The organism is Herbaspirillum sp. alder98, assembly GCF_020179755.1.
Classification (GTDB): Bacteria; Pseudomonadota; Gammaproteobacteria; order Burkholderiales; family Burkholderiaceae_D; genus Herbaspirillum.
The window spans coordinates 50,083-65,054 of sequence record NZ_JAIUCY010000013.1 but is presented as its reverse complement, the minus strand read 5'-3'; the positions used below and the strand labels follow the sequence as shown (position 1 = coordinate 65,054).

At 64.3% G+C, this 14,972-nt stretch carries 14 protein-coding genes; 5 read left to right on the top strand and 9 right to left on the bottom strand.

What is annotated here, in order from left to right; translation table 11 throughout:
• Positions 1-25: 25 nt before the first annotated feature.
• The 4 genes from LBW87_RS21675 to LBW87_RS21660 all read right to left on the bottom strand — a co-directional run bounded on the left by LBW87_RS21675 (position 26) and on the right by LBW87_RS21660 (position 4,033).
• Positions 26-1,339: an MFS transporter gene (locus LBW87_RS21675; protein WP_225203550.1), complete on the bottom strand. Its 1,314-nt coding sequence runs from the start codon at positions 1,337-1,339 to the stop codon at positions 26-28.
• A gap of 76 nt (positions 1,340-1,415) precedes the next feature.
• Entirely contained in the window at positions 1,416-1,910 is a 495-nt protein-coding gene (locus LBW87_RS21670; protein ID WP_225203549.1) for a RidA family protein, read from the bottom strand.
• Entirely contained in the window at positions 1,907-2,977 is a 1,071-nt protein-coding gene (locus tag LBW87_RS21665) for a DUF4392 domain-containing protein (protein ID WP_225203548.1), read from the bottom strand. The genes LBW87_RS21670 and LBW87_RS21665 overlap by 4 nt, the downstream gene beginning before the upstream one ends.
• A gap of 30 nt (positions 2,978-3,007) precedes the next feature.
• Positions 3,008-4,033, bottom strand: coding sequence for a threonine/serine dehydratase (locus LBW87_RS21660; RefSeq protein ID WP_225203547.1), 1,026 nt, complete (start codon positions 4,031-4,033; stop codon positions 3,008-3,010).
• Between the two features lie 305 nt (positions 4,034-4,338).
• On the opposite strand from LBW87_RS21660, the gene LBW87_RS21655 reads away from it, so the two are divergent.
• The gene (locus LBW87_RS21655) at positions 4,339-5,307 is read left to right on the top strand and encodes a LysR family transcriptional regulator (protein WP_225203546.1); all 969 of its coding nucleotides are present in this window, start codon (positions 4,339-4,341) and stop codon (positions 5,305-5,307) included.
• Between the two features lie 11 nt (positions 5,308-5,318).
• Here the strand turns inward: LBW87_RS21655 and LBW87_RS21650 are convergent, their stop codons facing one another.
• The 3 genes from LBW87_RS21650 to LBW87_RS21640 all read right to left on the bottom strand — a co-directional run bounded on the left by LBW87_RS21650 (position 5,319) and on the right by LBW87_RS21640 (position 8,243).
• Positions 5,319-7,073, bottom strand: a complete 1,755-nt coding sequence (locus tag LBW87_RS21650) for a 7TM diverse intracellular signaling domain-containing protein (protein ID WP_225203545.1) — start codon at positions 7,071-7,073, stop codon at positions 5,319-5,321.
• A 50-nt stretch (positions 7,074-7,123) separates the two neighbouring features.
• Complete coding sequence (locus tag LBW87_RS21645; protein ID WP_225203544.1) at positions 7,124-7,819, bottom strand: response regulator transcription factor; 696 nt, start codon at positions 7,817-7,819, stop codon at positions 7,124-7,126.
• Positions 7,820-7,943: 124 nt separating this feature from the next.
• The gene (locus LBW87_RS21640; RefSeq protein WP_225203543.1) at positions 7,944-8,243 is read right to left on the bottom strand and encodes an ArsR/SmtB family transcription factor; all 300 of its coding nucleotides are present in this window, start codon (positions 8,241-8,243) and stop codon (positions 7,944-7,946) included.
• Between the two features lie 139 nt (positions 8,244-8,382).
• On the opposite strand from LBW87_RS21640, the gene LBW87_RS21635 reads away from it, so the two are divergent.
• The 3 genes from LBW87_RS21635 (at position 8,383) to LBW87_RS21625 (ending at position 11,725) form a co-directional block, all read left to right on the top strand.
• Positions 8,383-9,471 carry an NADH:flavin oxidoreductase/NADH oxidase gene (locus tag LBW87_RS21635; protein ID WP_225203542.1) on the top strand — a complete coding sequence of 363 codons (1,089 nt, stop codon included), beginning with the start codon at positions 8,383-8,385 and terminating at the stop codon, positions 9,469-9,471.
• A gap of 247 nt (positions 9,472-9,718) precedes the next feature.
• Positions 9,719-11,440 carry a D-lactate dehydrogenase gene (dld, locus tag LBW87_RS21630; protein ID WP_225203541.1) on the top strand — a complete coding sequence of 574 codons (1,722 nt, stop codon included), beginning with the start codon at positions 9,719-9,721 and terminating at the stop codon, positions 11,438-11,440.
• A gap of 126 nt (positions 11,441-11,566) precedes the next feature.
• A complete protein-coding gene (locus tag LBW87_RS21625) occupies positions 11,567-11,725 on the top strand; it encodes a hypothetical protein (protein ID WP_225203540.1) in 159 nt (52 codons plus the stop codon).
• A gap of 132 nt (positions 11,726-11,857) precedes the next feature.
• Here LBW87_RS21625 and LBW87_RS21620 read toward each other — a convergent pair whose 3' ends face one another.
• On the bottom strand, positions 11,858-12,526 hold the full coding sequence (locus LBW87_RS21620) for an FMN-binding negative transcriptional regulator (RefSeq protein WP_225203539.1): 669 nt from the start codon (positions 12,524-12,526) through the stop codon (positions 11,858-11,860).
• A gap of 96 nt (positions 12,527-12,622) precedes the next feature.
• Here LBW87_RS21620 and LBW87_RS21615 point away from each other — a divergent pair, with 96 nt between their 5' ends.
• The gene (locus LBW87_RS21615) at positions 12,623-14,116 is read left to right on the top strand and encodes a PLP-dependent aminotransferase family protein (protein WP_225203538.1); all 1,494 of its coding nucleotides are present in this window, start codon (positions 12,623-12,625) and stop codon (positions 14,114-14,116) included.
• On the opposite strand, the gene LBW87_RS21610 is transcribed toward LBW87_RS21615, so the two are convergent.
• A complete protein-coding gene (locus tag LBW87_RS21610) occupies positions 14,095-14,706 on the bottom strand; it encodes a superoxide dismutase (protein WP_225203537.1) in 612 nt (203 codons plus the stop codon). The two genes, LBW87_RS21615 and LBW87_RS21610, sit on opposite strands and share 22 nt — an antisense overlap.
• Between the last annotated feature and the right edge of the window lie 266 nt (positions 14,707-14,972).

Sequence of the window (14,972 nt, the reverse complement as noted above, 5' to 3'; positions counted from 1 at the left end):
CCTTGGCGTCGCCAGGCGGCTCTGCCTAGCGGTTGACCAGCTTCTTGGGCAGGGTCAATGTCAATGCAGCACCGACGACGGCAATGCAGGCAATGAAGTACACGCCGTTGTCGGTGCTGCCGGTCATGTCCTTGACCAGGCCGACCATATAGGGGCTGACGAAGCCGCCCAGGCCGCCGATACAGTTGATGGCGGCAATCCCTGCGGCCATGCCGACGCCCGACAGGAACAGACCTGGAATGCTGAACAGCATTGCCGTGGTGCTGTAGGCGCCCACTGCCGCCACCGACAGGGCAAACAAGGCCCAAGCCATCGAATCATGTAACCAGATGCTGGAACACAGACCCAGGCAGACACAGGCGAAGGGGCCGACCAGATGCCAGCGACGCTCACGGGTCCGGTCCGAATTGCGGCCGATCAGATACATGCAGATGAAGGCGGCGGTGAAGGGCACTGCGGTATACAGACCGACGTGCATCACGTCGCCCACCTTCAATTGCGCCACCAGGGTCGGCAACCAGAATGACACCCCGTAGGAACAGATGGCCGAACAGAAGCAGATGGCGGTCATCTTCCACACCCGGCGATCTTGCAGCGTGGCGCGCAGCGAGCCGGTGGCGGCATCGCCCTTGGTGCGTTCACGTTCAGCCTGCAGGTCGGCCTCGACCAGCGCCTTTTCGTCCGCCTGGAGCCAGCCGGCGTCGGCCGGCCGGTCATCCAGGTACTTCAGGCACAACAAGCCCAGCAACAACGAAGGCACCGCCTCGATGATGAACATCCATTGCCAGCCCGACAGGCCGTGCAAGCCTTGCGCCATGGTGATGATGGAACCCGACAGCGGCGCCCCCAACATGCCCGAGAGCGGCACCGCACCCACGAAAAGCGCCACCATCTTGGCCCGTCGGGTGGAGGGGAACCAGTAGGTCAGGTACAGGATCACGCCCGGATAGAAGCCGGCTTCCGCCACGCCCAGGAGGAAGCGCAGCACATAGAATTGGGTCGGCGTTTCGACGAAGGCAAACGCGGCCGACACAAAGGCCCACAGGATCATGATGCGCGAGATAGTCTTGCGGGCGCCGATGCGCATCATCAACAAGTTGCTGGGTACCTCGAACAACAGGTAACCGATGAAGAACAGGCCAGCGCCCAGGCCATAGGCGGTTTCGCTGAAGCCCAGGTCATTGAGCATATGCAGCTTGGCGAAGCCGATGTTGATGCGGTCCAGATACGCCGCCACGTAGCACAACATGAGAAACGGCATGATGCGAAATGCGACCTTGCGATAGACCGCCGTCCTGGATGGCGTATCGAAATCGGTGGCCATGGTGAGTGTGCTCATGTTTCCCTTCCGGTTTGCTTTCTGTTTGGTTGATCGTCCGCCGCCATCGAGCGCCGGACACTTGTCATCAGCGTCGTCACGCGATCTCGAACACCGCTTCGATCTCCACTGCCATGTTCGACGGCAACGATGAAGCTCCCGTCGCCATGCGGACATGCAAACCCCGTTCCTGGAATAGCTGATGCATCAGGTCGGAGGCGCCATCGAGCACCTTGGCGTGATCGCTGAAGCCGATGGCCGCATTGACCACGCCGGCCAGGCGCACTACTTGCGTCACCCGCCCCAGGTCGCCCTGGCAGGCACTCCTGAGTTGCGCCACCAGGTTCAGCGCACAGAGGCGCGCCGCGTCGCGGGCCTGTTCGAGGTCGAGATCGATGCCGACCTGGCCGGCATGCAGCAGCCTGCCGTCCAGGCGCGGGCCCTGCCCGGCCACGAACACCAGGGCGCCGCTCCTGACCCAGGGCACATAGCTTCCCCGGGGCACGCTGGGCGTCGGCAATGCCAGCCCAAGTGTGGCCAGGCGCGTCTCGATCTGGGCCGCGGCAACCGACAGGATCGGGGGCACACTCATTTGAGTTGCCTCCAGTCGCCCTGGTCGCCCTTCCAGTTGATCGAATGCCCCATGGCGCGCAGCACGCTACCGCGCAGGCTGCGCACCATCCCCTCCCATTCCCTGACGTGAATGCCATCGTTGGCCGGTTCCGGCGCCATGAACATGCCATCCACCCCACCGTTGAATACACACTGTTCGGTGGCGCGCACCTCGAGTTCAGGCTCGTGGAAGACGTGTGGATTTTCCAGCAGGGCCGAAAGCGCTGCGATGATACCGGTGGCGCCCCAGTTGGAAACGTTGGAAACCACCAGCCAGTCGGCGGCAGTAGCCGCGCCGACGCCACCGCGACCGGGAATGCCGCAGTCCACCGCCTTGGGAGAGAACCCCGGCAGGTCTTCGGCGATCACCCCCATGCCCAATTCGTTGCCGCCGTCCCCGATGCCGATGGTAGGAATGCCTTGCGTCCTGGCCTGGCGAAACAGGTAGTCGAGGTCGCCCACCATGCCATCCAGCGGCCGCCCGCCCAGGCCGTGATACAAGCCGTTGCTGTTGCAACCCGGACGTTCGATCGACAGCAGCAGCGATGGTGCGGTCACACGCAGCAGCTCGTCACCGATGCGGTGACAGCCAACGGCATCCTTGGGCACGCTCTTGATGTACACCGGGCGCAGGAATTCGATGGGCGCCGCCTCGCCCGAGGCCGGCAACGGACGCGGCGACATGCCCGCGCCCATGCAGGTGGAAGTCATCATGTCGACCCAGTCTTCATCGACGACGATCACCGAAATCACACCCAATCCCATGAACAGCGCGCGCGCCAGCAGCGCAGCGCCCACCGGGCCATCGGTCTCGGGCACCCCGCCGCCTTCGGGAAAGCCGGTGGCGATCAGCATCGGCGCATTGGGGTTGGCGCGAGCGGTCTCGACCAGGCGCTCCGCGGCGCCCATGCAGCAATAGCCGGGTTGACGCTTCTGCAGCGCCTGGTAGAGCTTGCCGATGAGGCCCACGCCGGTGTAGTCGAGGCGCATGAAGTCGTCGATGGTGCGTGACACGTTGGTGTAGCGATTGGAGTTCTTGTCGAGCATGGTAGGTTCCGCAATAGATAACAGGAGACTTCAGGGATGAATCACGCCGGCGAACATGTCGGCGTCGACATTGCCGCCGCTCAACACGACTGCGATGGTCTTGCCGGCGAGATCGAACTTGCCGGCCAATACTGCCGCCAGGCCCACCGCGCCACCTGGCTCGACCACCAGCTTCAGGTGCTCGAAGGCGACGCGCATGGCGTGTCGTACCTCGTCATCCGTCACCGACAGGCTGCCTGCGAGCAAGGCGCGATTGACCGGAAAAGTCAGCTTGCCGGGACTGGCGACCTGCAGTGCATCGCAGATCGAGCGGGCATCAGGCGGGTTCTTTTCCGGTTGGCCACTGGCCAGCGAGCGTTGCAGCTCGTTGAACTCGGCCGGTTCCACCGCATACACCCGGGTGGCGGGCGACAGCGCACGCACCGCCGACGCCACGCCGGCGACCAGGCCGCCGCCGCTGCAGGCGGCCAGCACTGCGTCGAGGGTGACGCCGCCGGCGCGCGCGGCCTCGACCGTCTCCAGGCCCACGGTGGCCTGGCCGGTCATGATGAAAGGATCGTCGTAAGGTGGCACGATCACGGCCCCGCTGGCACCGGCGATCTCGGCGCCGATGGCCTCGCGGTCCTCGGTCTTGCGGTCATACAGGCGCACGGTGGCGCCGTTGCGCCGTGCGCCTTCGATCTTGGTGCGCGGCGCATCCGAGGGCATCAGGATGGTGGCGGCGATGTCCAGCATGCGCGCCACGGTCGAAATCGCCAGGGCATGATTGCCCGACGAAAAAGCCACCACGCCCGCCGCTTTCTGCGCTGCGCTCAATTGCAGCAAGCGGTTGCAAGCGCCACGAAACTTGAACGAACCTGCCTGTTGCAGCACCTCGGCCTTGAACAGTACGCGGGCGCCGGTCAGGGCATTGATGGCGGGGCTTTCCAGCAACGGCGTGTTGCTGGCATAAGGCGCGATCCGTTTGGCGGCGGCAGCGATGGCGTCGATGGAAGGCGCGCCGATCTCTTCGAAGTGCTGCGCAGTGAGCGCAACTTGCGGTGGCGATTGCAGCATGGTTCAGTCCTCGTTGATGTGTCCGGGAAGTGGGCGTCCAGATTGGCCGGACACACTGGTAATGCGCGTCGGCACTGGCTTGGCGAGGACTATAGAAAGTGATGGTCGTGGCGTCCATCAAGAAATAAACTACAAGGGTGTTCGATAAAAACGAACACCCAAAATGGTGCTGCGCAGTATTCGCCGCGCGGCCAGCGGCGAGGCTGCGATGCGACCGTGCTTGCGATCCGGCATCATCGACGGCACCTTGGCAGTACCATTTCCGGTGCAGAAAATTCCCGCATTTAGTGCATGCACGAAACCCTATGAACAGCAGATTCCTCGAAACCTTCATCGAACTGGCGCGCACGCCGCAACTCCGACGCGTGGCGGAAAGACTGCACGCCACGCCCAGCACCATCTCGGTCCGGATTCGCAGCCTGGAGGAAGAACTGGGGGTGGAGCTGTTCGAGAAAACGCAAAATGCCCTGACCCTGACCGACGCCGGTCGCCGCTTGCGCCCCTATGCCGAAACGGTGCTCAAGGCGGTCGCGGAATTACGCGAAGCAGCGCAACAATCGGAGGTCATTTCGGGACGGGTCCGGGTGGGCATCATCGAGACCGTGGTGCTGACGCTGCTGCCGGATTTCATGCGGCAGATGCGCGCCCTCTACCCCGGCATCGAGATCGACCTCACCGTGGACCTGACGTCCAACCTGATCCGCCGCCTGGCCGATGGCGAGCTGGACCTGATCATCTGCATCGGGCTCGATCCGATTGGCCCCCACATCGTCAGCGAGAACCTGCTGTCGCTGAAGAACCGTTGGGTATCGCGCAGCGGGCTGCTGGCGCCCGAGGCCGATGTCGCCGAAGTCTTCCGCCACCCGTTGATGACGCAGATGAGCAACTCGGCGCCCTACAACGTCACGGTCAACCTGATCCACAAGATGGCCGCCAGCCATGCCATCGCAGCGGCCGATGTCCGCATCGCCAGCACGCCATCGCTGGCCGCCCTGGTGTCGCTGGTCAAGGAGGGACTCGGCGTGGCGGTGGTGCCGGGACTGCTGGTCAAGGAAGAATTGCGCAGTGGCGAGCTGGTCCAGCTGGGGCTGCCCGAACCGAAGCCGATGGTGATCTCGCAGTGGCACCTGATCGATGCCCGGCCGGTAATCCGCTACACCGCCCAGGTGTTTCGTCGGGCCTGTATCGGCTATCACCGACGCAACATCGGTGACGACTCGGTCATGCTGGAAGTCGAAGGCCACGATGTGGATGAGGCCGACCAGGATCACTGAGCGCGAAGATATCAGGCGCCATGCGCGCCAGCATCGAATGCGAAGGCAATCCGGTGCTGTTCGGGAGACACCTCCAGCACCGCCCCCAGGCGTCGGGCCCTTGCCTGCATGCTGGCCATGCCGCGACCACCGGCGCAGTGCTCGCGCCAGCCATGACCGTTGTCGGTGACGCTGGCCGCCAGGCGCCCGTCGGCGTAGCGCATGACGATGTCGACCTGGTCGGCGCCGCTGTGCTTGAGCACATTGGTCAACGCTTCCTGCAGGATGCGCAGGATGTCGAGTCCGCGCGTGGCGCCCGGTTGCATCTGCTCCAGTCCTTCCAGCTGCCAGCGGCAGGCGATGCCGTTCTGTTCCAGCAGCGTGCCCAGGCGATGGCGCAGCGGCGCCACCAGTTGCGCCATCGTCTGGTCGCGATAGTCGTCGCCGGCGGCGCTGTCGATGATCAGGCGCAGGTCGTCGCGCAGGCTGTGCAGGACTTCCAGCGCGCGGCCAGTCGATGCTTGCGCGGGGCTGCGCTCAAGTACCGCGATGTTGCCCACCAGGGTGCCGCCCAGGCCGTCGTGCAGGTCACGCACCAGCTCCAGGCGTTCGTCGAGCTTGGCGTTGCGCAGCTCCAGCTGGTGCTGCTGACGCAGGTGTTGGGCCAGTTCGTCACGTGCCGTGCGGACATTGTGTTCAAGCTCGCGATTGAAGCCTTCGATGCGGCGCAGGTTGGACACGAAGCGCCACGCCAGCGTCAGCGCCATGTTGATCAACAACAGATAGGACATCAGGAAGGTGACGTAGATCTTGCTGTCGGTCAGTTCGAAATAGACCAGCAGGTCATGCGCGCCGGCGACCACCACGACCAGCAGGAAAAACAGCATCAGCCCTCGATACGGTGTTCTGCGCCGGCGACTGGCAAAAGCGAACACGGGCGCCGTGAGCCACACCAGCAAGGTGCCCGACAGCAGCAGCACGGCGCGCCAGGCAGCCGCCACCGGTATCGGCATGAACACCGAGGCGACGCAGGCCAGTACGAACAACACGCCCAGGCCACGCTCGGTACGCGGCAGGCGGCGTTCGCAGGCGCGCATGAAGAAGACGAAGAAGCTCAGGGCGAACAACAGGAAACACAGGCTGTTGAACGACTGCCAGCCGTCATTGGTGGAAAACGGCCAGGGCGAGGTGACCACGTGGTTCAGGCCGAACAGCATCCAGGCGCTGGTCATCAACGAAAACCAGCCGTAGGCCACTTCCTCACGGCGCAACAGCCACACTGCGAAGAAGAAGATACCGAGGATGGCCGTGGCGGCCAGGCCGACGATGGGCAACGTGCGACGCATCGTCAGCTCGCGATCATAGAGCGCTGCCACGGCATCGGGAGCGCCGCTGGTAATGTGCCCCAGTCCCGGCTGATACGCCGCCATGCCCGCCACCCGTATCAGTAACTCGTTCTGGCCGGGACGCAGCAGCGGTGACGCCAGCAGCCAGTAGCGCGGAATGTTCCAGGCCCGCGTGAGCGGTTCGACCTGGCGCGGGTCCTGGCTGATCACGGTGCCATTCAGATAGACCGAGCCCGCCATGTTGAGGTAAGTCATCATCAGTCCGATCGGGCGGGCGTCATCGGCTTGCCAGCGGATGCGGTACCACACCACGCCGTCGAAGCCAGGCCAGCGCTGGGCCCAGCTGTCCGGCAAGCTGACGCTGGTCCAGCCGGTCTCAGGGGCGGCGACGCTGTCCCAGCCGGCGCGCACCGCTTCGGCCCGGGGCCAGGCGTGCGTCATTGCCTGCGACTGCTGCGGCCAGGCCAGCCACAAGCACCACAGCAGGACGATCAGGACAACAGGCGATGCTGGCGTGCGCGATAGACGGCTTGCGTGCGAGAGCCTACCGATAGCTTGCGATAGATGCTTTTGGTGTGGCATTCGACGGTCTGGGTGGAGAGTTCGACGGATTCGGCAATCTCGCGATTGGTCAGGCCCTGTGCCACCAGCTGCAGTATCTGCAGCTCGCGCTTGCTGAGGGGATGCTTGATGGGCGGCGGCGCGTCCGGCACCGGGACGGCGGGCCGATTCACCAGCGCCAGGATATCGCGCGCGACAAACGGGTCGATCGGTGCGCCGCCGGCACGAATGGAGGCCAGCAGCAGCATCAGCTCGGCGTCGCTGCGCTCTTTCATCAGGTAGCCGATGGCGCCGGCCCGCAGCGCAGAGAACACCACGTCACGCGCGCCGAAACTTGAGATGACGACCGCTTGCACCGCCGGATGGCGTTCGCGCATCTGGTCGATCAGATCGATACCGCTGCCATCGGGCAAACCGACATCGATCAGTGCGCAACTGAAGCTGCGTTGCGCCAGCAGCGCGCCGGCTGCCTGCACGGTGGCGGCGCAGAAGATGTCTTGCGGCGAGCAGCCGAGCGCGCAAAGGATATCGCTTAGTCGCTGTTGCGAAGCCGGGTCGTCCTCCACCAGCAGCACCGGCGCCAATGACACCGGTTCCACCGCCTCGTCAGATTCAGACTGCTCCATTTCGCCCCTTGTGCATTTTCTAACACGCCCCGTCACAGTTTCCGTGCGGAATCATGTCGCCGCATCAGTGGCGTTCATTATACGAAGCTTGTTGCAGTGCGTGAGAAGGGCCCCGGTTTCGGCTTCAGTGCTGCGCCAGGATGGCGGCAAGCAAACCCGGGAAGCGACCATCCAACTCGGAACGTCGCAGCGTATTCATGTGGCTGGTGCCGGTACTTTCGGTAAACACCAGCCCCGCTTCGCGCAGCACCTTGAAGTGGTGGGAAACGGTCGACTTGGGGCGACCGCCATCGAGTTCGCCGCAGGTGGCGCATTCGACGCGCGCCAGGTGACGCACGATATCGAGGCGAATGGAATCGCTCAGCGCATACAGCACGCGCTCAAGCACCAGTTCGCCGGCCGCAGGATGTTTATAGGGACGCATGACGACATGATACACCGTTGGCTTGTGCGAATTCCATAGTTCGTATATATTCGAACTAACGAATATTTATGAATACTGATGCCGTCTGTCCCGTCACGAGACAGCGTCATGCCCATTGTCATTTTGCAAAAGGATCGTCATGGCCGCCCTGTTTGAACCGTTCACCCTCAAGGATGTCACCCTGCGCAACCGCATCGCGGTGCCGCCGATGTGCCAATACATGGCCGTCGATGGCGTGCCCAACGAGTGGCATCTGTCGCACTACGCCAGCATGGCCCGCGGCGGCGCCGGCCTGGTCATCGTCGAAGCCACCGGCGTGGCGCCGGAAGGCCGTATCACCCCGGGTTGCACGGGCCTGTGGAATGATCAGCAGGCACAGGCTTTCGTGCCGGTGGTGCAGGCCATCAAGGCCGCCGGCGCCGTGCCGGGAATCCAGATCGGCCACGCCGGACGCAAGGCCAGCGCCAACAAACCCTGGGAAGGCGACGATCACATTGCCGCCGACGACGCCCGCGCCTGGGAAACCATTGGACCGTCGGCGATTGCCTTCGGTCGCGGCCTGCCGCGCACGCCCCGCGCGATGAACACCGACGACATCGCCCGCGTGCGCCAGAACTTCGTGGATGCCACGGTGCGCGCCCGCGACGCCGGTTTCGAATGGCTGGAACTGCACTTTGCGCACGGTTACCTGGCGCAGAGCTTCTTCTCGGCGCACAGCAACCAGCGCGATGACATCTATGGCGGCAGCGTCGAGAACCGTGGCCGTTTCCTGCTCGAGACCTTGCGTGCGGTGCGTGAAGTGTGGCCCGAGAACCTGCCGCTGACGGTGCGTTTCGGCGTGATCGAATATGACGGCCGCGACGAAGAGACGCTGGCCGAATCGATCGGCCTGGTGCGCCAGTTCAAGGCGGCCGGCATGGACATGCTCAGCGTGAGCGTCAATTTCGTGATCCCCGACACCCATATTCCCTGGGGTCCGGCCTTCCTCGGCCCGATCGCCCAGCGGGTGCGCCGCGAAGCCGATGTGCCAGTGTCGTCGGCCTGGGGTTTCGGTACGCCCGAGATCGCCGAGCGGGTGGTCAAGGAGCAGCAACTCGACCTGGTGATGGTGGGCCGCGCCCACCTGGCCAATCCGCATTGGGCGTACTTCGCGGCCAAGGAAATCGGCATCGATCGCGCTTCGTGGACCTTGCCGGCGCCTTATGCGCATTGGCTGGAACGTTATTGATCCCAGCGTTATAAAAAGACACTGAAGAAGACACCGAAGAAGACACTGGGTACCGGCCTGCGCCGGTACGACGGGTTATCTGACACTCGCCCCCCCGTCGCCCTGACGAACGTCAGGGCCCAGTGTCTTGTTCAGCCCACGAGATAAATATTCAGACTGAAGGTGAAAGTAAATCACCTGATCATCCTCCTGATGCGGCCAGCATAAAATACGCAACCGCCCCGGCCCTCATCAAGGAGTCACCTGCATGTCCCCTGCTTCATCGCGTAGTGCCGGCCTGGTGGCCGAACTCGCTGCCATTGTCGGCCAGCCCCATGTGCTCACCGACGCCGCCCAGACCCGTCACTATCGCACCGGCTTTCGCTTTGGCAGCGGCCAGGCGCTGGCGGTGGTGCGCCCCGCTTCACTGGTCGAACAATGGCGGGTGCTCAAGGCCTGTATCGCCGCCGATGTGATCGTCATCGCCCAGGCCTCCAATACCGGCCTCACCGGTGGTTCCACCCCGGACGGCGATGACTACGACCGCGATATCGTCATCATCAGCACCACCCGCATGAACACCATCCACTTGATCGAAGATGCGCGCCAGGTGGTGTGCCTGCCGGGCGCCACGCTGGACCAGCTGGAACGCGCGCTGGCGCCGCTGGGCCGCGAGCCGCATTCGGTGATCGGCTCTTCCTGCATCGGCGCCTCGGTGTTCGGCGGCGTCTGCAACAACTCCGGCGGGGCGCTGGTACGCCGCGGTCCGGCCTATACCGAGATGTCGGTGTTTGCCCGCGTCGACGAGAGCGGGCAGCTGCATCTGGTCAATCACCTGGGCATCACCCTTGCGGGCGACGAGGAAGCCATCCTGGAGCAACTGCAACGCGGCCAGTTCGCCCCCGACGCGGTGGTGTCCGACTTCGCCGCCGGGCACGACCACGGTTATGTCGAGCATGTGCGCGAGATCGACGCCGCGACCCCGGCGCGCTTCAATGCCGATGCCTCGCGCCTGTTCGAGTCGTCCGGTTCGGCCGGCAAGGTGATGGTGTTCGCGGTGCGCCTGGATACCTTCCCCGCCGAGAAAGGTGCGGTGGTGTTCTACATCGGCAGCAACACCGCCGACGACCTGACCGAACTGCGGCGCGAGATGCTGGGCAACTTCGAACACCTGCCGATCTCGGGCGAATACCTGCACCGCGACGCCTTCACGGTGGCCGCCGACTATGGCAAGGACACCTTCCTGATGATCCATCACCTGGGCACCGCGCGGCTGCCCGGGCTGTTCGCGTTCAAGGCGCGCTGCGATGCCTTCTTCGAGCGCATCCCGCTGCTGCCCAGGAACCTGGCCGATCGGCTGTTGCAGGCAGGCAGCCGTCTTTTCCCCGACCATCTGCCGGCGCGGCTGCGCGACTACCAGCGTCGCTTCGAACACCATCTCATGCTCAAGGTCAGCGCCGCCGGCGCGGCCGAGGCGCGCAGTTTGCTGGCGCGCCATTTCGGCCAGGGCGGCGGTGGCGAATTCTTCGAATGCACGCCGGACGAAGGCAAGAAGGCCTTCCTGCATCGTTTTGCCGCAGCGGGCGCGGCCAACCGCTATCGGGCAGTCCATCATCGCGAGGTCGAGGACATCCTGGCGCTCGACATCGCCCTGCGCCGCAACGACCGCGACTGGATCGAGACCCTGCCGCCCGAGATCGAGGCGCCGCTCATCATGAAGCTCTACTATGGTCACTTCCTGTGCCACGTGTTCCATCAGGACTACATCGTCCGCAAGGGTCATGACTGCATGGCGCTGGAACACAAGATGTGGACCCTGCTCGACCAGCGCGGCGCCGAATACCCGGCCGAACACAATGTGGGCCATCTCTACTACGCCAAGCCGGCGCTGCGCGCGCACTACGAGGCGCTGGACCCTTGCAATTGTTTCAACCCCGGCATCGGTCACACCTCCAAACAGGCGTTTCATGGCAAGACGACAAGACAATGATGCAACGCCTCAGGTTTTACCTGAGGCGAATGAGGTGGGTTCTCAGGAAATGTACTAATGCCAGCCGCGGAGGCGACAACTAAGATGAACACATCGAAAACATCTCAGCGCCCCCAGGAGAAGATCATGCTCAGCACCTACTTGTTAGCAACCTTCGGCTGCACCTCTGTTGTCGTGATGGTCTTTTTGGGCATCGCCCACCGCGTGGCCGAGTCGCGCTGGAACCGCCATCCACTGGCCCGCGTGTCGCAAGAACGCGCCGCCAGCTTCGCCTCACAATTCTGAGCCTGGCGCCACGCGCTGCTCCCGTACCGAATTTCGCCGTTGATCTGATCGTTGTCGCGAAACCGTCGTCTCCTCTGAATCCTGTGGATTTGGATTTATTCCCCCGGCCCGCAAGGTCCGGGGGATTTTTTTTCAGCGCGCGGCGGGGTCGGACGAGGACCTGGCATCGGCTGCCGCCAGCATGGCCTGCCCCACCGCATCGGCGCCGCTTGCGCCACCGCGCGCCACCACCGCCTGGCCGGCGCCGCGCAGATCGCGTTCGTCCTTGTTCTGGCTGAGCTTGCGCTTGCCCTGCAGCCGGGTGATCTCGATCTCGATGCCGACGATGGCGCGCAACAAGGTGTCGACGAACTCGGCCGGCGCGTCCGACATCTTCCAGGGCGCCGGCAGCGTGGCCTCGTGGGTGCGCGTGAGGCGGGCCACCATGCCGCGTACATAACGCTCGTCGTCGCGGATGCGCACCCGGCCATGCGCATGCGCCACCATGTAGTTCCAGGTCGGCACCTGGCGGTGCAGCTCGGCCTTGCTGGGATACCAGCTGGGCGAGATGTAGGCGTCGCCGGCCCTGAAGATCACCAGCACCTCGTCGCCGTCCTTGAGTTCCTGCCACAGCGGGTTGGCACGCGCCACATGGACGTGCAAGGTGCCCAGCGCGCCTTGCGCCGGATCCAGGTGGAACGGCAGATGATTGGCGTCAAGCCCGGCGGCACTGTTCGACACCAGCGTGCCGAAGGGATGTTCGGTCATCAGCTGATGCAACACGTCGGGACGCGACTCGTCGAAATGGGCGGGGATGTACATGGCGTATGGCGGGCAAGGGATGAATGATGACAAGTATTGTGCGACGAAACCGGATTAATATTCAGGTCCAGTTTCACACTATTTCAATAGACCACTATGGCACGCAAAGCCCGCCTTCCCGAATTGCCCGTGCTCGGTGCGCTGGACCGCAATGCCGGGGGCCTGGCCATGCAATTGACGCAGGCGTTGCGGGTGGCAATCCGCCGTGGCGACCTGCGACCGGGCGAAACCCTGCCCTCTACCCGCATGCTGGCGCAGGCCTTGCAACTGGCGCGCGGTACCGTGGTGGAAGCGTTCGAGCAATTGGTGGCCGAAGGTTTTCTTGAGACGCGCGCCGGCGCCGGCACCCGCGTGGCGCCCATGCCCGAGACGCCGCCGGCGGCGCCCCCGGCCGCATCGCCCGCGCCGCAATTGCCGGCGGCAGCAGCAGCCCTGGCCCGGATTGCCGCTGATTTCCGTCCGCTGCCGCATGTGCCCTTCGCGATCTCGGTGCCACTGGGCGCCACCGCGCCGGACGACGCCTGGCGCCGCCTGGGCAATCGCTTGCGGGCACGCGGCGCGGCCGCGCCGGCCGGTTACGGCGATCCGCAAGGCGCGCTCGAATTGCGCCAGGCCATTGCCGAACATGTGCGCAAGTCGCGCTCGGTGCGCTGCGACGCGTCGCAGGTGATCGTCACCGGTGGCACCCAGCAGGGACTGTACCTGGCCTGCCAGGTCTTGCTCGACCGGGGCCAGCGCGCATGGGTCGAGAATCCGGCCTATGGCGGCATCACCTCCATCCTCGAACAGAGCGGTCATGGCGCCATTGCGGTGCGGGTGCCGGTCGATGAAGAAGGCATCGTGGTGACGGCGGGCGAGCAATTGGCGCCCGGTGCCAGCGCGGCCTTTGTCACGCCTTCGCATCAATATCCGCTCGGCATGCCGCTCAGCATGACCCGGCGCGAGGCGCTGCTGGCCTGGGCGCGCGCGGCCGGCGCTTGGATCGTCGAGGACGACTATGACAGCGAGTTGCGCTACAGCGGCCACCCTTTCCCGGCCATGCAGGGCCTGGACCCGGAGCGGGTGGTGTACCTGGGCACCTTCAGCAAGGTGCTCTACCCGTCGCTGCGTTTAGGCTACCTGATCGCGCCGCCGGCATTGGTGCCGGCCTTCTGCGGCGCTCGGGTCCTGATGGATCGCAGCCCGCCCGGCGCCGACCAGCATGTGCTGGCCGCCTTCATCGGCGAAGGTCATCTGGAGCGCCACATCCGGCGCGTGCGCGGCATCTATGCCGAGCAGCGCGCGCAACTGATCGCATTGCTGGCGCAATTGCTGAGCCCGCAACTGGCCTGGCTGCAGCCCAGCGACCAGGGCATGCACGTGTTGCTGTGGCTGCACCCGGCGCTGGACGACCGCGCCGTGGCGCACCGGGCCGCCCTCGCAGGTGTGGCGGTGCGGCCGGTCTCGCCGATGTTTGCGGCGGACACGGCACGACCGGGACTGGTACTGGGATTCGGAGGATTCAGCGCGCACCGCCTGGAACAGGCGGCGCGGCTGCTGGCGGCGGTGATCACCGACAGCGCCCGCGATCAGGCGATCGCGGCGGCGTAGCGACGCGCCACTTCGGGCCAGTTCACGACGTTGTAGAAAGCGCCGATATATTCAGGACGGCGGTTCTGGTAACGCAGGTAATAGGCATGTTCCCAGACGTCCAGTCCGAGGATCGGCGTATTGCCGTTCATCAGCGGACTGTCCTGGTTGCCGCTGCTCTCGACCACCAGTTTCTTCTGCGGCGTCACCGACAGCCACGCCCAGCCACTGCCGAAACGCGAGATCGCAGCCTTGGTAAAGGCCTCCTTGAAGGCGTCGAAACCGCCCAGTTCGGACTCGATGGCTGCGCCCAGGTTACCGTCGGGCTTGCCGCCGCCGGTCGGGCTCATCACGTCCCAGAACAACGAATGGTTGGCATGACCGCCGCCCTGGTTGATGACCGCCGCGCGCAGGTTGTCGGGGACTTCCTTGACGCGCGCCACCAGTTGCTCGACCGGCAGTTTTTCCCATTCGGTGCCGGCCACGGCGGCATTGAGGTTGTTGATGTAGGTCTGATGGTGCTTGCTGTAGTGAATTTCCATGGTCTGCGCATCGATGTGCGGTTCGAGCGCATCGTAGGCGTATGGAAGGGCTGGCAGGGAATATGGCATGGCATTGCTCCGATGATGGAATGGATCGCCCTTCTTGACGAAGAGCACGGAGGCTGCCGGATGGGTGGCGGGCGGACAATTGCTGTCCTTGTCATTCGAGAAGAATCTCAAATCACGAAAAGATTCAATTCTAGAAGGAAAAGCGATGACCTTATCCCTGTTGTCGACAGGGATAAAGCGACAAAAAAAAACGGCGCACTTCATTGAAGTGCGCCGCAACCCCCTCCGGGTGTTCCCCGATATAGAACCTGCCAGGCCTCGCTGCT